The organism is Streptomyces sp. SGAir0957, assembly GCF_043523415.1.
The window spans coordinates 266,760-288,327 of sequence record NZ_CP027292.1; the positions used below are offsets into that span (position 1 = coordinate 266,760).

The 21,568-nt window shown below is 69.1% G+C and carries 19 protein-coding genes and 1 pseudogene; 16 read left to right on the forward strand and 4 right to left on the reverse strand.

Annotated elements, in window-relative coordinates; translation table 11 throughout:
- Positions 1 to 230 precede the first annotated feature (230 nt).
- Positions 231 to 1,793, forward strand: coding sequence for a DNA primase family protein (locus tag C1N81_RS05580; protein ID WP_394427379.1), 1,563 nt, complete (start codon positions 231 to 233; stop codon positions 1,791 to 1,793).
- 163 nt (positions 1,794 to 1,956) lie between these two features.
- Entirely contained in the window at positions 1,957 to 2,334 is a 378-nt protein-coding gene (locus tag C1N81_RS05585; protein WP_394427381.1) for a DUF6009 family protein, read from the forward strand.
- Positions 2,335 to 2,480: 146 nt separating this feature from the next.
- Here the strand turns inward: C1N81_RS05585 and C1N81_RS05590 are convergent, their stop codons facing one another.
- On the reverse strand, positions 2,481 to 2,966 hold the full coding sequence (locus tag C1N81_RS05590) for a GNAT family N-acetyltransferase (RefSeq protein WP_394427383.1): 486 nt from the start codon (positions 2,964 to 2,966) through the stop codon (positions 2,481 to 2,483).
- Between the two features lie 840 nt (positions 2,967 to 3,806).
- On the opposite strand from C1N81_RS05590, the gene C1N81_RS05595 reads away from it, so the two are divergent.
- From C1N81_RS05595 to C1N81_RS05625, 7 genes are all read left to right on the forward strand, one after another.
- Positions 3,807 to 5,705 carry a DUF4231 domain-containing protein gene (locus C1N81_RS05595; protein WP_394427386.1) on the forward strand — a complete coding sequence of 633 codons (1,899 nt, stop codon included), beginning with the start codon at positions 3,807 to 3,809 and terminating at the stop codon, positions 5,703 to 5,705.
- Between the two features lie 945 nt (positions 5,706 to 6,650).
- Positions 6,651 to 7,832, forward strand: coding sequence for a dsDNA nuclease domain-containing protein (locus C1N81_RS05600; RefSeq protein WP_394427387.1), 1,182 nt, complete (start codon positions 6,651 to 6,653; stop codon positions 7,830 to 7,832).
- The gene (locus C1N81_RS05605) at positions 7,819 to 8,382 is read left to right on the forward strand and encodes a hypothetical protein (RefSeq protein WP_394427389.1); all 564 of its coding nucleotides are present in this window, start codon (positions 7,819 to 7,821) and stop codon (positions 8,380 to 8,382) included. Before C1N81_RS05600 ends, C1N81_RS05605 begins: the two co-directional genes overlap by 14 nt.
- On the forward strand, positions 8,379 to 10,310 hold the full coding sequence (locus C1N81_RS05610) for a hypothetical protein (protein ID WP_394427391.1): 1,932 nt from the start codon (positions 8,379 to 8,381) through the stop codon (positions 10,308 to 10,310). The genes C1N81_RS05605 and C1N81_RS05610 overlap by 4 nt, the downstream gene beginning before the upstream one ends.
- A gap of 111 nt (positions 10,311 to 10,421) precedes the next feature.
- Positions 10,422 to 10,943 (forward strand): hypothetical protein, encoded by a 522-nt coding sequence (locus C1N81_RS05615; protein ID WP_394427394.1) that lies wholly within the window; start codon positions 10,422 to 10,424, stop codon positions 10,941 to 10,943.
- A gap of 355 nt (positions 10,944 to 11,298) precedes the next feature.
- Entirely contained in the window at positions 11,299 to 12,162 is an 864-nt protein-coding gene (locus tag C1N81_RS05620) for a SigB/SigF/SigG family RNA polymerase sigma factor (RefSeq protein ID WP_394427395.1), read from the forward strand.
- 658 nt (positions 12,163 to 12,820) lie between these two features.
- Entirely contained in the window at positions 12,821 to 13,036 is a 216-nt protein-coding gene (locus C1N81_RS05625; protein WP_394427397.1) for a hypothetical protein, read from the forward strand.
- A gap of 158 nt (positions 13,037 to 13,194) precedes the next feature.
- Here the strand turns inward: C1N81_RS05625 and C1N81_RS05630 are convergent, their stop codons facing one another.
- Positions 13,195 to 14,178, reverse strand: coding sequence for a helix-turn-helix domain-containing protein (locus C1N81_RS05630; protein WP_394427399.1), 984 nt, complete (start codon positions 14,176 to 14,178; stop codon positions 13,195 to 13,197).
- Between the two features lie 259 nt (positions 14,179 to 14,437).
- Here C1N81_RS05630 and C1N81_RS05635 point away from each other — a divergent pair, with 259 nt between their 5' ends.
- The 3 genes from C1N81_RS05635 to C1N81_RS05645 all read left to right on the forward strand — a co-directional run bounded on the left by C1N81_RS05635 (position 14,438) and on the right by C1N81_RS05645 (position 16,633).
- Positions 14,438 to 15,079: an AraC family transcriptional regulator gene (locus C1N81_RS05635; RefSeq protein ID WP_394427401.1), complete on the forward strand. Its 642-nt coding sequence runs from the start codon at positions 14,438 to 14,440 to the stop codon at positions 15,077 to 15,079.
- 302 nt (positions 15,080 to 15,381) lie between these two features.
- On the forward strand, positions 15,382 to 15,546 hold the full coding sequence (locus tag C1N81_RS05640; protein ID WP_394427403.1) for a hypothetical protein: 165 nt from the start codon (positions 15,382 to 15,384) through the stop codon (positions 15,544 to 15,546).
- Positions 15,547 to 16,294: 748 nt separating this feature from the next.
- Positions 16,295 to 16,633 (forward strand): hypothetical protein, encoded by a 339-nt coding sequence (locus C1N81_RS05645; protein ID WP_394427405.1) that lies wholly within the window; start codon positions 16,295 to 16,297, stop codon positions 16,631 to 16,633.
- 230 nt (positions 16,634 to 16,863) lie between these two features.
- Here the strand turns inward: C1N81_RS05645 and C1N81_RS05650 are convergent, their stop codons facing one another.
- Positions 16,864 to 17,040 carry a hypothetical protein gene (locus C1N81_RS05650; protein WP_394427407.1) on the reverse strand — a complete coding sequence of 59 codons (177 nt, stop codon included), beginning with the start codon at positions 17,038 to 17,040 and terminating at the stop codon, positions 16,864 to 16,866.
- 293 nt (positions 17,041 to 17,333) lie between these two features.
- Here C1N81_RS05650 and C1N81_RS05655 point away from each other — a divergent pair, with 293 nt between their 5' ends.
- Both C1N81_RS05655 and C1N81_RS05660 read left to right on the forward strand, forming a co-directional pair.
- Positions 17,334 to 17,591, forward strand: a complete 258-nt coding sequence (locus C1N81_RS05655) for a hypothetical protein (protein WP_394427409.1) — start codon at positions 17,334 to 17,336, stop codon at positions 17,589 to 17,591.
- A gap of 139 nt (positions 17,592 to 17,730) precedes the next feature.
- Positions 17,731 to 17,916, forward strand: a pseudogene (locus C1N81_RS05660) (antibiotic biosynthesis monooxygenase); the annotation flags it as partial.
- 132 nt (positions 17,917 to 18,048) lie between these two features.
- Here C1N81_RS05660 and C1N81_RS05665 read toward each other — a convergent pair.
- Complete coding sequence (locus C1N81_RS05665) at positions 18,049 to 18,579, reverse strand: proline dehydrogenase (RefSeq protein WP_394427411.1); 531 nt, start codon at positions 18,577 to 18,579, stop codon at positions 18,049 to 18,051.
- 814 nt (positions 18,580 to 19,393) lie between these two features.
- On the opposite strand from C1N81_RS05665, the gene C1N81_RS05670 reads away from it, so the two are divergent.
- Positions 19,394 to 19,888, forward strand: a complete 495-nt coding sequence (locus C1N81_RS05670) for a replication-relaxation family protein (RefSeq protein ID WP_394427413.1) — start codon at positions 19,394 to 19,396, stop codon at positions 19,886 to 19,888.
- Between the two features lie 722 nt (positions 19,889 to 20,610).
- Complete coding sequence (locus C1N81_RS05675) at positions 20,611 to 20,985, forward strand: ANTAR domain-containing protein (RefSeq protein ID WP_394427415.1); 375 nt, start codon at positions 20,611 to 20,613, stop codon at positions 20,983 to 20,985.
- Positions 20,986 to 21,568: the final 583 nt, after the last annotated feature.

Below are 21,568 nucleotides of genomic sequence, written 5' to 3' on the forward strand. Positions count from 1 at the left end.
GCCGCGGCGGCTGCGGCGCCCCAGGGCGCACACAGGGGCTGGCCGAGGCACCGTGCGGCCCACGGCTCGAGAACACCAGCTGCCAACCGTCGGCGGTGCTACGGCCCTCTCGACCGGCCGGCCTGGGCAGCACAACCGGCCCGCCCTTGCCGAACCACCCCGGATCTCCGGACCCTTCGCGACGCACGTAGTGCGGGAGCCCGCCGCCCGCTCCACTTCAAAGGACGCTCATGAGCACCTCCGACCGCCCCGCCGCGGCCTTTGACCCCCACCGCGCGGCGCAGCAGATGCTCGCCTTCAACGCCGAGCCGTCCCTCGATGCGTCCGAGACCACCTTGCCCGCCCAGAAGGCCGCCCCGCAGAACAGCGAGCCCGCGCCCGGGGCCCCAAGTGCCCCGCTGGCCGGGCGTCTTCCCCGCGACCTCACCGACCGCGCCAACGCCGAACTCTTCGCCTCCCTGTACGGAGGCAAGTTCCGCTACGTCGAAGGCAACGGCTGGTACACCTGGGACTCCGGCCGGTGGAAACTGCGCGGCGGAGAAGCCGCCGCCACCTGGGCCGCCGGCGACATGGCCGACCAGATGCCCACTCAGGACCCCACCGGCACCTTCTCCCAGCCAGACCTCACCCGCCACCGCCGCTACTCCTCCTCCACGGCCGGAGTGAAGGCGATGCTGCACCAAGCCAAGGCCGCCCCCGCCCTCTCCCTCGACGCCGAAGAACTCGACGGTGACCCCTACACCCTGTGCACCCCGGACGGGATCGTCGACCTGCGCACCGGCGACGTCCGCGCGGCCGACCCGCTGCGCGACTTCAACTCCTGCTGCACCAGCATCAGCCCGCAGGCCATGCCCACCCCGCGCTTCTTCCGCTTCCTCACCGACACCTTCGGCGACGACGGCGACGGCAAGGAGATGATCGAGTACCTCCACCTCCTGCTCGGCTACTCCATCACCGGCGACGTCGGCGCGCAGATCCTCCCCTTCTGCTACGGCGACGGCGCCAACGGCAAGAGCGTCCTGCTCGACACCACCGTCCAGATCCTCGGCGACTACGCCCACGCCGCCCCGCCCGGCTTCCTCATGGACCGCGGCGGCTACACCGAGCACTCCACCGAACTCACCGAGCTGTACGGGCGCCGGCTGGTGGTGTGCAGCGAGCTCAAGCCCACCGACAAGTTCGACGAGGTCCGCGTCAAACTCCTCACCGGCGGCGACAAGGTCACCGCCCGAAGAATGCGGCAGGACTTCTTCAGCTTCGCCCCCACCCACCACCTGTGGCTGCTGGGCAACCACCACCCCGAAGTCGCCACCGGCGGCCACGCCTTCTGGCGCCGCCTGCGCCTGATCCCCTTCGAACGGAAGATCCCCGACGCCAGGAAGATCGACAACCTGGCACGCATCCTGGTCGCCGAGGAAGGCCCCGGCATCCTCGCCTGGCTGATCGAAGGCGCCCGCCGCTTCCTCGCCACCCGCGACCCCAGCAGCAACCGCGACAACCTCGCCGGCCCCGCCCGCGTCCGCATGGCCACCACCAACTACGCCGCCACCGAAGACCACGTCGGCCGCTTCCTCACCGACATGTGCCAGCGCCAGGACGGCATGAAGGTCCAGCAGACCGCCCTCTACCAGGTCTACGGCCGCTGGTGCCAGGACGAAGGCGTCCGCCCCACCGGCTCGCGCAGCTTCGCCACCCGCATCCGTAACGAGCTCGGCCTCAAGTCCCCCGACGAAATGATCAAATCCAACGGCACCCGCTACTACCCCGGCCTCGGACTGCTCGACGACGAGTAACCCGGGTACAGACAGCCACAGACACCACCAAGAGCGGCCGGCGGCACCACTGCGCAGCACCCACCCACCGCTCTAGACTCAAAAAGAAGACAGACCGGCGCGAGCACACCACCGCCGCACCGGACAAGTCCTCAGAACCATGAAAGGAAGGGGAGCGGCCACCATGAGCTCGCTACTCGCCGACACCGACGTCATCGGGGAAGCCAGAATCGTCTGGCTCGAGGACATCGCCGGGTTGGAGTACGTGCGCCAGGCCGTCCACGGCACCCCCTACCGCAAGGGCAAGCCCAACTTCGACGGCCTGGGCCGCCTGGTCGGCTACGCAGAACTCGCGCCCTCCGTGGAACGCGACCCCCAGACCAGCCTCTTCCACCGCCGCGTCTTCTACCTCGTCCCGCACGACCGCGACAGCGAGCCCGACGGCGACTACCGCACCGGTTCACCCGGCGAGGCCGTCGACCCGCAGACCGTCGACATCTGCCAGGTCGGCGAGAAGACCGAGCGCTCCCAGGGGCGGGCTATAGCGTCCGCAGGCGCGTAGCCAGCCGTCAGCCCCTCACTTATCGCCGCAGCTCAGAAGGGTTACGTACACACAGGCAGTGGCTGGAGGGGCTGAACCTCAGGGTTGGCATCGCGGAGCAGGTGAACAGCTGACGGAGCCGAACGGCAGAACCGCGCAGCTTCCGATCATCGCGAGTGCAGGTGTCGGGCGGTCACGACGGACTCCTGCCCGTCTCGCACGCGGCACATTTCGACGCCGCCCAGCCCCTTTACAGCAAGCTGGTAGCCGTCGTCGCCATCGTTGCAGGAGAGTTCGAACGTGCGCAGAGGAAGCCAGATCGGTTCCTGCTGGAGTGCGATGAGGTAGCCGCGGCGGCGATACCAGCGCATGAGTGGCAGGTTCCCGCGGGCGACCTTTGCTGTGGCGATACGGACGCCGCGGTCCGCTAGCCACTGCTCGGCCTCGGCGAGCAGGGCTGCCCCCACACCTTGACCGCGTACATCCGCATCGACTGCGAGGCTGTCGATCTCCGCCATGGTGGCAGCGAGTTCGTGTACGGCCCGTTTGCCTTCCGTTTTGTACTGCTCCATGAGGCGCATGGGCGGCACGATCGACACAAGGCCGCACACCGTCCCCTCCGTCTGGCGCTCGGCCACCACGATGCGAGCCATGCCGACGGGCTCTACCGGAAACTGCCCGCCAAAGGCATTGACTGCGTGATCTACCGGCACTCTGTTCTCACGCAACTCGACCGGTCCGCCCGTGGAGATGTCGGCGAGACGCCTAACCTCGCATCCATCACCACGGTGCGCGGTCCGCAGGCGGACCGCAGAAGCATCATTCGGGACTCGGACGGTGGTTGCTGACGGAGATGATTGAGGCATATGGGCTCCTTGTGTGCGAACGCGTCATTGCCTCAACGACTTCACCCGGAGTTGGAAACATCCCGTATTCGCGAAGCGGAGTCGGCGGGCATTGACGCTGCTCGCTGACGCTAAGGGTCCCTCGCATCTCAATTGTGTGATTGCTTGCGGGCGCTGCGGTAGGCCCGCCAGCCGCCCCTTTCCCTACCTCGATCACCGCAGCGTCCCACCCATCCCGCACCATGGCCAAGCCTCTTTCCGGGCATCCGGCGACCACCCGCACGTGCGGCGAAACCGCACGCGCTGCTCCTGAGCATTCGACGGACCAGCACCGGCACTGTCGAGCCGGACGGGAGCGGACAGCGTGATGCGATCACCGACTCACTACCAGGGATCGTCGGGTGCGCCGGTCCCGTGCCCGACCGTCGTCCGCCAGGCCTCCGTCGCAGCCCGGACAGGCAGCCAGTGGCCAACTTATGATCTCCACACAGGCGTTGTGCCGCCAGAGACGGAATAGGTCCCATGGGCAGCCTGCCAAGCCATGCCGGGTACTGCTGACGCTGAAGCGAAGGGAGACGCGTCGCAATGTCTGATCCCACCCCGCCCGCGGGTCGGCGGCCACAGGGCGGGGAGGCATACGCGCCTTGGGTGTTCGATCTGCTGCGCGATGTTGGGCGGCAGGGGCAGCGGTCCGACCGTCAGGATGCCTACGAGCGCTTTCCAGCACCTGCTCTGCAGTGGGCGGATATTGAGCCGCTCGTCACTGCTGCAACCGCTGTCGGCCTGGAGCCGCTGGCTGCATGGCTCGTGCAGCCTGACGGACGGGATTCGACCAGGGCCCTGGTGCGATACGAGCACAATGACGGGGGAGAGAGCGTCTGGAAGGCCGTGCATATTCGGGAGATGAATCCCCTGGCTCCTGGCTCGACCTGGGGGGATGTCGTCTTCCATGTGCTGGCACGCCTGTCAGCGCTCTATCGCACGGTTCCCGATATGCGCCGATCACCCCGTGGCCCCGTAGCGGTCCCCGAGCCCGCCCCCGTCGTAGGCACGGACGCCATGGAGACCGAGGAGAGCAACGCGTTGGACCCGCAAACCAACCGGCCCAACGTATGTGGAGAGCCGGTCGCCCTGCGGGTGATAGCCCGCAGCAGCAGTGAGCCCTACGCTTTGGCGGAGCTGGACTCCGCCCACCCCACGTGGGTGTACGAGATCCTGGTGTGCCTTGAGCATGCCGGGCACGGGCTCAAGGCGGACGACGCAGAGCTGCCCTTCCCCGGCAGCCTCGACTGGACACACGTCAAGGCCTTCCTGGACGCCGCGTCCGAAGCCGACGTGGCGCATCTGCTGACATGGACCGTCTTCCCCTCCCACAACGAGCCCACCCAGGCTCTCGTCTGGCGCCGTGACTACAGCGGATCCGGAGCATTGTGGCCCGCCGTCGCCGTGGCCGACCTCTTGGCGCCCGGGGTCGTCCCGGACAGCGGGCACCCGATGACGTGGGGGCAGGCCATTGAAGCCTGCATGAGCGGGCTGGAGGAGTTGCGGACGACGGCGGAGGTGGAATACCAGCCCGCGGGTGAGCCCGCTCCGCAGCCGCCCCAGGAGGTCCTGGCCGAAGAAGCCGTGTGCGAAGGCGCCAACGGCCCTCTCAGCAGCGTGCAGCCCACTTCTTCCTTAAATGAGGAAGGAGAAGGACAAGGATCGGGTGGAAGACCGGTCGGGAGCGGTGACGGCAGGAGCGACTATGTGGAACGCACCTTGGATCACCGCCGCCGGGCCGCCGCTCTCATCGATCAGATACGCCTGGCCCGTCAGTCCCGCCTCCTCGTCGCGGGTTCGTCGCTGACGGCTTTTCTTCTGCTCTGCGCAACGGCCACAGTGAACGCGATCGTCCGGCGCCCAGAGGTCCTGCTTTCCTACAACGCGTCCTGCGTCGCGCTCCTGCTCCTGCTGCTGCTCGCGCGCCGAGCGGGACGCCGCATGAAGACGGGGCAGCCCGAGGGGACCGAACCGAAGTCGCTTTCTGCGCTGCAATTGGAACTGGAACTGCTGGAGGAGCGGCGCATCCTGGAGGCCTCGGCCGGTGCCCGCTCGTCACGCGACCGCCAACATTCCTACCGGGAAACCATCCCGCAGGAGATCGACCGTCTCCGCCGGGAGACACGGCGCTATCGCACCGTGCACAACTTCTTTCAGTGGTCCCTGTTCGTCGCGTCCGTGACGATGTCGGTGACGGCAGCGCTCTACGATCCGCCGCAGCCCGGTAAGGCGCTCCTGATCGCCCTGGGCGCCTTCGTTTCCTTCACCACCGCGGTCACCGGCTACTTCAAGTACCGCGAGCGGGCCTTCAACCTCCAGCAGACCGCCGACGCCATCGAACAGCACGTCACCGCCTACGACCTCGCCATCCCCCCGTACAACCAAGCGGACGAGGCGGCCAACCTCGAGCGGTTGGCCGAGAACATCGAGACACTCCGCGTCGAACAACGCAAGCGCGAGCAACAACTCGAGCAGCCCCATCAAGGACAGCAAGAGGTCATCTGATCCGTTGAGTCTTGTGCCCGTGCGGCCGACGTACACGCGACGACCGGCTCTCGCGCGGCGCCGACCGGCTGGGAGGCGGCGACAGTCTGGCCGACGCGCCGGGACGTGCTGGGCGCTGGCACCGCCGCCGGTACGCCGCCGCGCCGCCACTGCGGGCAGAGCCGTCAGGCACGACACGTTCCTTCACGCCCCTTATGCGCAGCGGGAGCTGTGACGTCTGTTTCGGCTCACCGCGCCGCAAGCCACGCTGCGAGTCCGCTTCCCGTAGCGGTACTAAAAGCTGCTACTAGCCATCCGGGAATGCGCTGGATAGTCACACGTAATCCGCCGCAGCGGAGCTCGAATGCGGGCGCGCTGTCGAGGCCGTCATTACTCATTGAGGCATGGCACCACCCCACAGACTGTTTGGGAACGACATGGAGATGACGTTGCCTCGTCAGTAGCACGGGGAGCGGCCCCGGCACCGCCCCTGTCTGCGCTCAGCCGTGCCCGTATCCTCGCGTGTCAACGGTCACGACGATCTTGCCGTGTGGGCGCTGACGGCACAGCTGCTTGCCGCTTCGGCGCCACCGTCGAGTCCGGGCGGGACCTAATGGAGGAGTATCGAGTCGATTTGCACCTTGTCGAGGCCACAGTCGTCCAGGACAGCCCTACCCGGCACGTCGAGACCGACTAGCGGAAATCTGTCTGGCCGTCGCCCCCCCACCGCGGAAGGTGGGTAAGGTCCGGAATGGTGGTGTGAAGGCGACAAGACGCCCAGCCCTCGCATCACCCTTCACGTGGTGAACTTCGTCGACCAGGTGGTCGTACACCGGCACCGCGGCCGCCGCCCCAAGCACTTCCCACAGTGCAGCACGCGATCTCGGCTCGTTTCTCCCTTCCCGTCGACTAAAGATCGCATGGGCTTTACGCTGCGTGCTCGGGGAGGAACGAGCTGGGGGGCGAATGACCGATCCGATTGAGGTGGAAGCACCGGACGATACGGGTTCACCCACTTTGCGCAGGTATGAGTATCAGGTCCACATCGCTGTGCAAGCGGTTCTGGAGATGTTGGCGGGCGACGCGGTCGCGCACGTCACGTGCGAGCACATCGAGGACATCGTCGTCGCACGCCGGGGCCATCCCCGGTGCGCCGACGGTGAGCTGTTCTGGGACTACCAGCAGATCAAGACCCGCGACGCGGTGGAGCCTTGGACGCTGACAGATGTGATCTCGAAGAAGCCGTTGAAGAGCCTGTGGCGGACCCATACGACGGTACGGGGGACTGGGCAGGTCTATCAGCTGACCGCTGGCGTCGAAGGGCACCTCGATCCGGCCGACGCGCTTGTGACCGCGTTGTCGCGCGGACAGGGCGGTGGCCATGAACCGTGCCGGAAGCGGGTCGCCGCCCATCTGAAAGTCCCCGACGACGATCAGCTGAGCGAGTTCCTGGGCCTCGTCCGGGTACGGCCCTTCGTCCGCCGCGAGAGCGTCGAAGCTCACAGCACCCGGGTGCTCGCCGACTTGGGGCCAGGGCTGCCGATGGCCACCATCGACGCCCTCTACACGGAGCTGCTGCGCCGCACCCGGGAAGCCATGATGGGGCGTCCAGTGGCGCGCTGGACCGAGCTGCTGGCCGTCGACGACCCACCGGCCGCCGTGCTGAGCAAGCGCGTGTCCGCGGCGGTCATCGCCGACGTGCGGCAGCGGCTCACGCGGCCCGGCCATGTGCTGCTGCAAGACCTTTCTCAGCAGCTGACCGGCTCCGAGACCAGCCTGGTGCGCAAACTGCAGAAGGGAGCCGCGTCCAAGGGGGTCATCGAGGACGCGCAGTTGATGCGGGCCAACGCCGACTACCACCGGTTCCGCGAAGTGGCGCTCGGTACCTGGCCCGGGGACCCGGCCGTGGAGGCAGATCTCGACCAGCGGCTGCTGTTCCTCGCACGCCGCGTTGGACGTACCCACGAAGAAGACTCCCGGCCGGCGAACGCCATCTTCGATGCCCTGCAGGTCGAACTGCAGAACAACCCGGGCGCCTACGACCGCGCGCCGCTGTACGCACAGGACGGCGTGCTACTCATGGGCCGGGCGTGTGCCGTGTCCGACGAATGCCGTTTCGACTGGGGGGACGCACGTGACGCCTCCTGACCTCACCACCCCCACCCCGGCGGATCGCCCCGCCGACGGCCGGCCGCCCTCCGCCGACGCCCAGGCGCGCCTGCTGCTGCTCATCGACGTCTTCTCCGAGACCAAGGCAGCCAAGGGTGTCGAAGGGCGGATGAAGCTCGCCAAACTGGACTTCCTGCTGCGCTACCCCGGGCACTTTCGCAAGCTCATGGCCGTCCGGCGGCCCGGTGCCGACACCGGCGAGGACCCCTGGCTGACCGGTGCCATTGAACAGAGCATGATCCGGTACCGGTACGGGCCGTGGGACCCCGCCTACTACGCCCTGCTCGGCGCCCTCACGGGCAAGGGCTTGATCGAGCCCAAGCATCAGGACGCCGTCGCCACCTATCGCACCACCCCGGCCGGGCACGGCGTCGCGCGCGCCCTCGCCGAGACCGAGAGCTGGCGCCCCGTACGGGAGCGGGCCCTGCTGCTGCGCCGCCACTTCAACCTGAGCGGCACCACGTTGAAGGACCTCATCTACGAGACGTTCCCCGACATCGTCGAGGCGGACTGGGGGACTCACCTATGAGACTGCGCATCGAAGAGCTGACCCTGGCCGGCACCAGCCGCACCGTACGCTTCGAGCCCGGCATGAACGCCATCGTGGGCTCCATGAGCGGCGGGAAGACCGCCACCGTCAGCTGCCTGCGAGCCCTGCTGGGCGCCGAGGTGAACGTCGTGCCCGAGCTGCGAGGGCGGACCATCTCCGGGACCGTGCTGATCGGCGCGCGACGCTTCCGCATCGTGCGCCAGCTGGTCAGCACCTCCACCGCCAAGGTCGACATCGCCGAGATCGGCGGCGAGCGGGAGGTGTGGCGCCTGCCCGCCAGCCAGGTGCAGGCTGGCTACGACCAGACCTTCCGCGACTGGTGGCTGACCATGCTCGGCCTGCCGCGTATACGCGTCCCCCGGGCCCCCACGGACGAGACCAGCCCGCTCATCCCGGTCACCATCAGCGACTACCTGATGTACTGCGTCCTTCGGCAGAAGGAGATTGACACCTCCGTCTTCGGCACGCCGGACAATGCGCAGAAGAACATCAAGCGCAAGTACGTCTTCGAGATCCTCTACGGCCTCTACGACCCCGAAGCGGCAGGATTGCGCGAGCGTCTTCGCGCCGTCACCACCGAGCTCAACGCCCTGACGGCAGATGCGACGACCCTGGAACGCATCCTGGGGACCACCGCGTTCGCCTCCCGGGCGCAGCTCGAAGTCCAGCGGCAGGAGACCGAGCAACAGCTGGCCCAGGCCCGTCAGACCGACCAGGTCCTGGCCCGCCAGCTCACCCATCCCGTCACTGTCTCGCTGCGTGAGCAGATCGCGGAAGCGGAGGCGGAACTCGCCCGCATCTCGGACGCGGCCGCCGCCGAAGCCGTTTCCGTATCCCGGCTCCAAGAGTTACGCGACCAGCTCATCGCTCAAAGCCGCCGTCTCACCCGCGCCCTGGTCGCGGAGCGACTGCTGAACGACTTCGAATTCCACACCTGCCCGCGCTGCGGTGCCGGCGTTCCCGAACGGGGCGATGAAGACACCTGCCGGCTCTGCCTGCAGGTCCCACCGCAGGATCCGGCCCCCTCCACGCTCGCCGCCGAGCAGGACCGCGTCATCGAGCAGGTCACCGAGACCGAGGAACTCATCAAGCGCAGCCAAGGCCGCCTGGACGAACTCGAGACCGCCCGATCCGCTCAAACGCGCCGCCGCACCGACCTCGGCGACAAGCTCGACCGCGCCACGGCCACCTACGTCACGGACCACACCGACCGCATCCGCGCCATCGCCGCGGAACAGGCCCGGCTGGAAGAACACCTGGCCCGCATCGACGACGCCCTCGCCCTGCACGACCGGCTTCGAGGGCAGAGCGAACGGATCGCGGAGCTGGAACGGGAACAAGAAGACCTCAACAACCGCATCGCTGCCTCCTGGCACAGCAATCCTGATGTCCACGCCCGCCTGGACCAACTCGACCACGCCTTCGAGAACGCCCTGCGCAGCTTCGACGCGCCTCGCTTCGACAACCAGCCCGGCTCCCGCATCAACCGCGAGACCTACATGCCCGTCGTCGATGGACGCTCCTTCGCCGACCTGCAATCCCAGGGCGTCGAGGTTCTCGTTAACGTGGCTCACGTCCTCGCGCACCAGCTCGTTGCGCTCCACGACGACGCCGTGCCTCTGCCCAACCTTCTGATCATCGACGGCATCAGCAGCAACGTCGGTCACGAGGGCACCGATCTGGAGCGGCTGCGCAAGATGTACACGACCCTGCTGGCAACCGCCACCGAGCGCGTCGACCGTCTACAGATCATCGTCACCGACAACGACTCCCCGCCCATCGACGGCATCCACCGAGCACTGGAGCTCTCGGACACAGACCGGCTCGTGCCGACGGAAGAGCCGAACGAACAATCCGCGCAGGACGAGGAAGCCGAGCCTGAGGCGGGCCCGAGCGGTCCTACGTAAAAGTCCTTGGGCGTGGATCCTCTCGGGGGATGACTGACCTGGGAAGACGCTGATCGGTGGTGTCGGGGCGGGGGGCTTGCTTCTACCGTGTTGGGGTGGAGGTGGGGCGCCATGGTGTCTTTGCCGGAGGAGCTCGAGGCGCGGGAGGCCGCGGCGCGGCGCCGTGTGGAGGAACTACGCGCCCAGGTCGTGGAGTTGACGCAGAGGCTGGAGGCGGCTCAGAAGGATCTGTCGCGGTGGGAGATCACGCGAGAGACGGCCACGAAGGTGCTGGCCGAGCTGTCGGCCGCGGAGCCGGACAGCGATGCGGATGTGCCGGTGGAGCCGGATCCGAAGCCCCACCCGCACGGGACGGGTGTGGTGATGGTCCCGCCGTGGCGGGAGGGCCTCGCGGCGACAATGTTGCCGGATGTGTACCGGGACATCATGGAAGTGCTGGCGGACGCGCCGGGCCCGTTGCAGGCCAAGCAGATCGTGCCGCGGATTGGACTGTCCCCGACCGCCGGGAAGATCGAGGGCACACGGGCCAAGCTCAAGCGGCTGGTGGAGCGGGGCTGGCTGACCGAGGACGCGCCGGGACGCTTCGCCCTCGCCCGCCGTGAGGCGGGCCCCGACCCGCTCAACCCTCGGTGACCAAGGGGCTCTTCCTCGTAGATTCGACGGTGCCAACCAAACCGACGATGGCGATGCGGTCGGGGCCGGCCTCGTGCGCTGCAGCCGGCTCACCAGGACCGCGCGGCGCATACCACACTGCGAATCGGCATCCCCCTGGAACTCCCCGCCGACAGCAGGCCGCCCGTGGTCATGGATCCTCCCTGTCTCGCCCCTGGCCGTGACTTCCCTCCCACGGAACGGCGTTGTAGTCACAGGCGCCACGTTCTGGCGGCGGGAGAGCGGCCGCGTGACTGATCAGCGCAAATTGGGGAAGCCGGGCAGGATGCAGAGGCTGCAGCCAGGCTCGATCAGGCAATCCAGTAGAGGCGGACGCATGACCACCGTGCCAGCATCCACCACCACTTGCACGACCGGCCCTGCCCCGCATCTGATCGACCGCGCTTACGCGGACCCGGCGTCGATCGCGCCGAGGGATGCGCGGGAGGTCGGCCGGCACTTCTTCGACCGGCTCACCGAGCTCGAAGAGGGAACTGCCGAACACGCGTATGTGCGCAATGTGCTGATCGAGATGAACCTCTCCTTGGTGCAGTACGCAGCCTCCCGGTTCAAGCACCGGGGGCAGCAGGAGATGGAGGACATCGTCCAGGTCGGCATGATCGGACTGATCAAGGCCATCGACCGGTTCGAGCTCACCCGCGGCATAGAGTTCACCTCCTTCGCCATCCCGTACATCACCGGCGAGATCAAGCGCTTCTTCCGCGACACCTCCTGGGCCGTCCATGTCCCGCGCCGCCTGCAGGAAGCCCGCCTGGAGCTGTCCCGGGCGACCGAGGAACTCCGCAGCCGCCTGGGCCGCTCACCCTCCACCGCCGAACTCGCCGAACTCATGCAGCTCGATGCCGCCGAGGTTGCCGAAGCCCAGAAGGCCTCCAACGGCTACAACAGCGTCTCCCTGGACGCCGCCGTCTCCGGCCACGACGACGAATCCGACACGTTGCTCGCCGACTTCATCGGCATGGACGAGGAACGCTTCGACCTCGTTGACAACTTCCACTCCCTGGCCCCCCTCATCGCTGGCCTCGACGAACGCGACCGCACCCTGATCCACCTCCGCTTCGTCGAGGAGCAGACCCAGCAGCAGATCGCCGACCACCTGGGCTGCTCTCAGATGCATGTCTCCCGCCTCATCACCCGCGTCCTCACCCGGCTGCGCACCGGCCTCATGACTTCCCGCTGATTGAGACTCCAGCAGCCGGCCATGCCCAGATGTGCTGGCCGCACGCCGACTTGGTGAACCACGGCGCGCGAGGCCGCGCCCGGGCTGTCTCCTCGGTCGTTCCGGCGTGTGGCGCGGCGGCGGACAGGCGCGCTACGCCACTGTCAGGACGTCCGTCGCCTACAGCGGCGACACCGAGCCGGGACTTCGGCGACTTCGTCCACCGGCTCCTGAAGGGCGGGGGAGAGCGGCCGCTGGGTGTGGGCGGCGGACATGGCGACGGACGTGGCAAGCCCCCGCCCTGTCACGGCGGTAGCGTCGGCGATACGCAGTAGATGGCTGGCGTGGTCCGCCCGTATCACCCGGCCGGGAGTGTCCCGGGCTCGTGCCGGCTCGTTGTAGCGCCTATGACTTCACGACGCTCTATGACCATCCTCGGCATCACCGTTGCGGCCCTTGGGGCCGGTCTGGCGGGCGCGGTCCCGGCTGCGGCCGGAGGCGTGGGGGATCTCCTCAGCCCGGCATTTGGCACCCTGTGCAGTAACCTCCATGACGGCGCCCACGCCCATGGAGCGGCCGGAACCCGGCCTCGTAGCCCGCTCGCGAGTGGCGCGCATAGGCTCTGCCTGTCCTGCCGGCGGCAGCATCCAGTCCGGATACCCGATGAGAACTGGTGCTTATGGAAGCAGAGGCGGCGGACCTGATGCGGCAGCGGGCGTACGAGATGTGGCACTACGCCACGGCAGTGACCGTGCGGGCGGAGGCCATGTACGCCAAGGCCCAGACGTCCTACGCGGATGCCGAGCGGGCCTTGCACGCGGCCCGGCGCACCCGGACGGCAGTGCGCGCGCAGGCAGCAGCAAGCCGGCCCCGCCCACGACCCCTCCCGCAATAGGGCTGCAGGCACCGCCCCGTGCCGGCGCCCGCCCTCCGGGGAAGCAGGGGCTCTGAACGTCGCGAAAGGCGCCAGGAGTTGTTGCCTGGGCCTGCGCGGCAACGAGCCGGCGTCCGCACTGAGGTGAGACGGGAGCGGAGTATTTGGGAAAGTCGCGCCTATCCGCGGCGCAGGGTGTGGCTGGGGGGTTCGCCGTAGGTGGTGCGGTAGTCGGTGGCGAAGCGGCCGGGGTGGGAGAAGCCCCAGCGGTAGGCGATGGCGGTGACGGTCTGGCGGGTGGGGTCGGCGTGCAGGAGTTCCTCGCGTGCGCGGTCCAGGCGGATGCGGCGCAGGTAGCGCAGCGGGGGCTCGCCCAGATGGCGCTGGAAGGCCAGCTGGATGGCGCGGGGAGTGACACCGGCGGCCGCAGCGATGTCGGCGGCGCCGATATCGGTGTGGGCGTTGGCGTCGATGAAGGCGAGGGCGCGCCGCAAGGTCGCGGGGTGCGCGGCGCGGCTGTCCGCACTGGTGGGGCCGGTGGGTGCGTTGTTGGGAAAGACGGTCAGGGCGGTCGCGGCCAGCAGCCGGGCGGTGGCGCCGGTGATCAGCGGACTGTGGGCGGCTTCGTCGTTCTCCAGCAGATCGCGGGCGAAGGCGGCGGCGCGCTTCCACTGCCCGGCGGCGGCCGGGCTGGCCGGGCGCAAGGTGCTGAACCGCAGCGGCGGGCAGGGCCGGCGGGGCTGGTCGACGGCGGCCCGGAGCGCGGCGTAGGGCACGGTGAGGATCCCGGCCCGGAAATTTTGGCAGCGGACCTGGTAGTCGCCGTCGGGGTAGCTGCCGAGGAAGGCATCCCCGGGGGCGTAGCGCTCGGTGCTCTTGCCGAGCTCGGCCTGGGTGCCGCCTCTGATCAGGGTGGTCACCGACAAGTCGTTGGTGCCGGTCAGGTGCAGTGTCACGTCCGGCGGCATGGTGAAGTCGACGTAGCTCAGCCCGCCCGCGCTGATCTGGGAGATCGACACCGGTGCGGTCAGCGCCACCGACCTGGTCCGGGGCGGCCGTCCCGCCCGGTACATCCGGGCGATGAAATCCTGCGCCTCGTCCGGGTCGCGGGTGGCGAAGGTGAACCGCTCCGGCGAGAGGCCGGGGGCTGGAAGATCAGACATGAGCGGCCCTCCCTACCGCAGATCCTGCCTTCCAGACAGCCTACTGCGCACGGTCGGAGCAGCGGCCACACTCGGCCGCAGCCCGTAGGACAACTCGGTGCCTGTGACATGTTCAACCGGAAAGGGGACGGGGCTGGATCTGCGGGGACCAAGCCTCCTAGCCTGCGTGTGAGGGGTCAGGGGCCCTGGCTGAGCCTGCGCCAGGATCGTGAGGAAACCCTGGTTCCTGCCGGAGAGTGCGTGCTTTACCCGATGGGTGTTGACCGGCACCGAACTGGCCTGCGTGCGGCTGCCGGTGAGACGACTGCAGGCAGCGGCGCGAGAAGTGACCGGCATCGACCCTGCGGACCTGCACTTCGCGGGGATCACACCACTGTCCGCGGCGACAGAACGCCACTGGTTGGCGCTGACCGCCCTGGCCAACTCCACGCTCCTGAGCCCGGAGACGCCGATGGCCCATCCGCTGCTGGCCGAGGAGATGATCCGGACGCTGGCCGTCACCGCCCTGCACACCTTCCCCAACACCACCATGAACCGCCAGCACACCCCCGGCCCCGGGCGGGTCCAGCCACCCGCGCTGCGCCGGGCGGTGGACCACATCGAGCAGCACGCCCACCTGCCGCTGACCCTGACCGACATCGCCACCGCGGCCGGCACCAACGGCCGCGCCCTGCAGTACGCCTTCCACCGCCATTACGCCACCACGCCGCTGGGCTACCTGCGCCGAATCCGCCTCGAGCGCGCCCGCGAGACTCTGGCCGCGGCCGACCCCGCCCAGGGCCTAACGGTCGCCGAGGCCGCCCGCCGCTGGGGCTTCACCCAAGCCGGCCACTTCACCACCGCCTACCAGCAGGCGTATGGCACGCTGCCCAGCCACACCCTGAACGGGGACGCGCCGTGACATCCCCCGGTTCCCGGACCCCGAACCGGCAGAGAAGAGACACCTGGAGTCACATCGCCGACCACGCGGCTCCAGCGCCGGCCCTCCCGGGGCCACCACCTGAGGCGAGGCAACTCCCGCAGCCTCGCCGCCTGCCCGGAGGGCACCTCACGAGCACAGCACCCGGTGGTGCTGCAGGCAAAGGCCGGTCGGCCCGGCCGGTTCTCGCTCGCGCCCCTTGCTGTCCGGGGTGAAGCTGGGGGGTGAGTGGAGTTCCGTTCGTTGTGCACCGGCCGTCCTCTTCGGGGGGCCGGCGGGTCACGGTGCACAGCGATGGGTGGGACAGGGTCCTCGGTACCGCCTACAGCGATCACGACCTGGTCGTGTTCCTCGAGGCCGCCGGTGTCGCGGATCCCGATAGCGCCCTGGACGACCCGCAGTGGGTGCGGTGGCGCGGCCGCGGTGCCCATCAATTCGGCGCCGCCTGACGTCGTAATCAACCTCGCCGCGTATCACGATGACCGCTGCACCGCCTTGAGCGAGGGGAATGACGGTCTCTTGTCCGGCTTTGCGTAGCCTTTTTTGCCAGGCAAGTTCTATCTTCTTCAGCTCGGCCCCCAACGCTCTCCCCGAGGCGTCCGCCCATCTGCACGGGCCGCAACCCTCCCGGCGGTGGGCGACTTCTGGCCGTTGTCGGCTACTGCTCTGGCATATGCCGGACGGGGAGTGGAGACTCGGTGTGTCGCGTCGGCTCCTGCGCGGCGGCCAGCGCGCGGTACGCGGACCTCGTGCAACCGAGGGGCCCGGACCCCGCCCCTCGGTGGTCTGTGTGTCCCTCGGCGGTCCGCGCCTTGCCGTGCAGCGGCGTCCCGCGCTGGGCAGCACCGACGTCCTTCCAGGCGGGGCCGTGGTACTGCTGTGCTGCGGTCAGAGCATGTGGGGTGCGTTCTGCGTCCACGCAGCCTGTCGCGGGGGTGGGGTGGGGGAGTACCGTCGGTAGCAGTCCGTGGACTTGTCTCGTCGTCAGCGCGGCGCAGGCATTTTTCGGCGATCTCTCGGGCCCGTGGACGGGTCCCCAACGCCAGCGGCTGCCTTGCGGGACCATGATGCCCGCCGTCATACGCACCGCATCGCCCGTCTGCCGTGAACCCGCAGTCGCCCTTCCTCGCGTGTCTGCCGGCCTTCCGTCACCCGCCCGTGCTGCGGTGCCCCGTCCGCGAAAGCGGGGACCCGGCCGTGCGCACCAACTTCTTCGTCGACGACCGCTGCCTGATCACACCCCTCCCACGCGAGGAAGGGGTGCGCCTGTACGGCGAAGTCGTCGGCGCCCACCAGGTCCCCCTGGCGACCGCGGTGGCGGACTGCGCGAAGCAGGCCCAGGAGATCACCGTCGACCTCACCCAGGTCGCCTACCTCTCCAACGGCGCCCTGGCCACCCTGGTCGGTCTCGCCCGCACCCTGCGCCCACCCCAGGCCCTCTGCCTGCTCGCGCCTCGGGAACTGAGCCTGCACCTGCGCTTGCAGGCACGCGGCTGGGACCAGATCGACACGCTGCGCCTGCGCTGCGAGGAATGAGCTGGGGTTTCTGCCGTCGCGGGAGGCGGCAGAAACCCCCCGAGCGCAACCGGCCATTGACCCCAACGCCTTGACCCTGCCGTGGCTGGACGCGATCCACCCGCGATACCTACCCGGGGCCGCGCCCCGGCATCCTGCCCGTCCGGCGGCCGGCTCGCGCGCAGGCTGCTGTGTCAGCCGGTTGCGCTACCCGGGTCCGTTCCCGTACCCGGAACCTCTGGACGGCTCGATCAGGCGTCGCGGGCTGGTCGTCGGGCGTCACGGGCGGCCGTGGTGGTTCGGGCGCGGACGACGATGATGCGGGTTTCAATAAGCAGTTGGGCGCTGCGCCGGCGCAGTTCTTGGGAGGCGGCCCGGGCGTCGGCTGCCCGCTGGCGCAGCACGACCCAGTCCTGCGTTGTATGCATGCTTGTCCGCTTTCGCTGCTCGGATCGGACGGCGCCTGGTGCGGCGCTTTCGAATGTCACCGTTCAGCCTGACGGCCGGTGCTGCCGCGCGCAGCACCAGCAGCGACATTCCGGTCCGTCAAACGAACCTCGCCGTCTTCGGCGCTTGCGCCTGTCTCTGCCACCGGCTGTCTGGTCTTGTGACTCCGAGGGGAGCACGTGTCGCGGAGGGACAGCTTTTCCCGGATCCGGGGCATGCGAAAGTGGAAAAGTCTGTGAGGACGCAGTCCTGCCACGTCAGCCGGAGGTGACGTATGCAGACCAGTGAGGCTGTGGAGGCAGCTCTGATGCGGCAGAACGCCCAGTGGATGCGCAACTACGCTCAGTTGGCCAGCACACGGGCAAGGGCCATGCATGCCAGGGCCACCGCCTCCTATAACAGAGCGCAGGCCATGATGGTCGATACCGCGCAGATGCTGTCGACCGCCCGCGCCCATCGGCTTCAGCAGACCGATATCCCGGGCCCGCACGGCACGCCCCGGCCGGCCCCAGGGGTCGGCTGCGACAGCTGAGCGGACGGCCGGACAACGGCTCATGCCGAGACAACGGGTCCGGCGGCAGCCACGGGCTGGACCGTTCACCTGAGCACAGCCGGGGCGCCGTCGCGCAACAACCGCCGCACCGGCAGCCCGATCGTGGCGGGTGGCCGTCATGTCCGTCATAGAGACGACCACATTCACCGTGGCGCCCGAGAACACGCAGGCGATGCTGGACGCACGCCCCGCCATGGTCGAGGCCTTCCGCGCGGACCGGCGCGGCTTCCTCGGCGCCCGCCTGGTGCGCATCGCCGAGAACACCTGGCTCGACGTCGTTCAGTGGTCCGACGACTCTGCGTGGGACGCCTCGAAGGCCAAGGGCGCTAACCTTCCCGCGATCGCCGCGTTTGGGCAGCCTTGCATCGAGCGGCACAGCCGGTCACGGCCTCGTAGGACCTCCCCTGGCGAACCGCCGGTGCGCCCAGGAACGCGACTAGTAAATCCGTATCCGGCTGTCGCCGAGGACGTCGGCGGCCGCCGCGCGGAGCCTCTTCACGGCCTGGTACAGCAGGTGCTCCCGCTCGGCGGCGAGTGCGGTGTCCGCGTCCTTGTGGGAGGTGTCATCCGCGTGGGCATCGCGCACCATCCGCCGCATGACCTCGGCGAGGTCGTCAGCCGCGTGGACCACACCGTAGAGCGCCTCCACCACGGAAGGCGGACCCTCCAGGATGACGAACTCGGCGGCGCGGTGGACGCCGCGGACCTGGGCGGTGAAACGCTCCATCTTCTCGTCGACGTCCCGCAGGTCAGGCCGGTCCGCCCGCAGCGCGTCGCGCACTGCGTCCAGGGCGACATCACGGTCGTACACCGCGCCCAGGTAGTTCGCGTAGGCATCCCGGCGGTGCTGCCGACGCCACTGGCCGAACTGCGAGCGCGCCGCCGCGCGCCCGGTGACCATCGCGGTGCCGAGGGTGGTGAGTGAGCCAACAGCGGCGCCGAGCAGCGCGGTGAGTCCAGCATCCATGGCCTCATTCTGCCTACGCCAGGCCGAGTCGAGGCGCGGCTCCTCCCGAGCACCGCCCGTCGCAGGTCAGCGCGCCGCGGGGTGAGAAAGAAGGTGAGCAGGTCTGAGGAGCCCGTGAGCACCGGGTGGAAAGATGCAACGAGCCTCATCACCACTGCGCATGGCGACGAGCCGGCATCCGGCGCGTCTCTGCAGCAGCGCCCCGCCCGGCCCCGAACCTCTTCTTCCTCCCGGGCAAGGAGAGCGTTCGACGGGGCCGCTGCGGGTGGCACTGGTTGTCGGTAAGAGCTGCCAGACTGGACGGTTGATCATGCGTCAGCAAGCGGGGCGGGGGAGTGGGCGATGGCGGGAAAGAACGCTCGCTGGCCGTACGGGTCGACGGCCGCGCTGCGCGAGGACGTGCTGCGCGTGTTGGGCGTGTTGAAGGTTGCGACCGGTGAGCAGATCCAGTCGCTGACCCGCCCGCACCTGACCTGCCGTCACCGCCGTGATCCGGGGCGGCGCACCAAGCCGCACCGCAACGCCGCCCTCGACCTGGCCCTCCACGGACTGACCGTCTCGGAAGGGGCCACGCGCGAGGGCCGCAAACTGTGGGCGCTGACCACCGCCGGCCTCCAAGCCGCGGCCCAGGTCCTGGAACGTCCGCTGCACGAGATGGGCTCCACCGCCCGCGGCGCCGCCCACGCGATGACCGTCAACGCCACCGTCCAGGCCCTGCTCCGCCCCCAGCTCGACGAGGACCAGGCGGCGATGCTGCCCGCCGTGGACCAGGCCGTCATCGAGGCCCCCTCGCGGCCTGGGAGCGCTGGGAAACATGTGGACCGAGGTGCCGCCGCTGCCGATCACCGGCAGCGAGTCCTCACCCGGCCGGGGCAGCGCCCAGGCCGACCTCGTTCTATCCGCCCCCGAGCACCAGTTGCCTCTCGTGTTCGTGGAGGTCGACCGGGGCACCATGACCCCGTCCCGCGTCGCGGAGAAGATCGACCGCTACCACGCCTACTTCGCCCGCACCGACCAGCAGCACACCCTGTGGTGGCGCCAGCGCTGGAACGCCCCCTACGGGCAGCCGGTCGTGATGTTCGTCTTCACCGCCCGCAGCGAGACCACCGTCACGAACCGCGCCCGCGACGTCATGCGCTCGATTGGTGACCGGTCTCTGCACTTCCCCGTGCTCGGCACGTCCCTGTTCCGGCTGCAAGAACGCGGGCCACTGGGGGAGTCGTGGTGGAACGCCGAACGCGGCGGCCGCCCCCACTGTCTCGAGGTCGCACTCCAGCCCGGATCCGCGCTCGACGCCAGCGCCCAGTGACCTGGCCGTTGCTGGTGCGTTGAACCGATGCCTTGGCAGGCGCCGGGTGCCGTACGCCCACCTGGGTTGGGCCCGGCGTGCGGCACCCCAGCGACCGCGTTCCACACGCCGGCCGACGACCAGAGCTAGGGTCACACCCGGGGTTAACAGCACTACCCCACCCCACGCGTCTCCAGTACGAAACCGCAGCTCAGGGACTGGGCCAGGGCGTACCAGTGGCGTCGACCACCCCTCACACACGCACCGACCGTCAGGCTGTACAGACAGAAGAAGAACAAGGAAAGGCAGGACCAGGCGGGACGGCGGCGCGCGCGTGCTCGGGGTTCGGTGTGGCCGCGGGCGCTGTTCCCATGGCGCGTCGGCCGGGCCTTTGCGCTCGCGGCCCGGCAAGCGGGCCGCGCGAGAGGTGAGTGGCGGGCCGGATCTGGCGTGTCAAACAGACCCGGCCCGCGGGCATCGCGGCGGGAAGAGAGAAGTCGGCCGTGACACATCCAACGCTGCCCCCCACCACGGTCATCTGCCGATAGGCGCGCCGCTGATGCCTTCATCGGCGATCCTGACCGACAGGGGTCGGGGGACGGAAGGCGAGTCGGCTCCGCTGGGCCGGGGCCCTGAAACGACGCAGTACCAGTTCGACGGCAGTCCGCAGGCCATGGGCACCTCGGGAAAGTGGCCGGGGCTGACAGACTGGCGTGGCGCCCCCCTGGACCCCGGAGGCAATGATGCGATCCGACGAAGCGATGCAGAGCGCCGACCTGGCGACGACATCAAGCAACGCACACACGGCGGCGCTGGAGCGGGAGATCACGCAGCTGAAGGAGGCGGTGGTCTCGCATGCGGATGTCGACAGGGCCGTCGGCGTCCTCATCGGCCTCGCCCGGCTCTCCCCCGCGCAGGGCTTTGACGTGCTGCGGGAGGTATCCCAGCGCACGAACACCAAGCTGCGCCACGTAGCCCTCCTGACCATCCAGCGGGCTCAAGGCGGTCTCCTTCCCGCCAGGGTGTACACGGAGCTGTACCGGCAGCTGCGCGCCCGTACCGACACCGGGGAGCCCACTGCGCCTCCTATACAGGGCAGACCGCTCACCCCACCTTGACCAAGGCCCCCAGACAGGGTGGCGGCTGGTGTCCAAACCGGGCGAACGGTGCGGCCGTTGGGCGGACATACCGGCGCGTCGATGAGAACCTGTTTCATGCCGGGCCGCGCAAGGCGACCCGGGCGCGCGTGCAGCGACGCGTTGCTGTCGTCCGTGTGCTGTGCGCGTGAGGTGCCCTCCGGGCAGACGGCGGGGCTGCGGGAGTTGCCTCGCCTCAGGTGGCTCCCGGAGGGCCGGCGCTGGAGCCGCGTGGTCGGTGATGCGGCTCCAGGCGTCTTTTCTCTGCCGGTTCGGGGTCCGGGAACCGCCGCGGGGCGGCCCCGGGGCCGGCGTCCCGCCACAGCCGAGAGTAGAGCGGTGCTTCAACCAATGGAAGGGCCCACCGCACCACACTTCAGCGGGCGGCGGTGCAGCGGCCACAGAAGGTCCCGCGAGAAACAGCAGACCGTACACCGATGCCGCCGCAGAAGACGTTTCTGTTCGTATTCCGCCCCTGGATGCAGGGGGCAGCGAGTACGGTACGCAGAACTCGGTCGGCAACAGGCGTGGCAGGAGCCCGCGTTCCAGTGGGCGCACGCCCGGG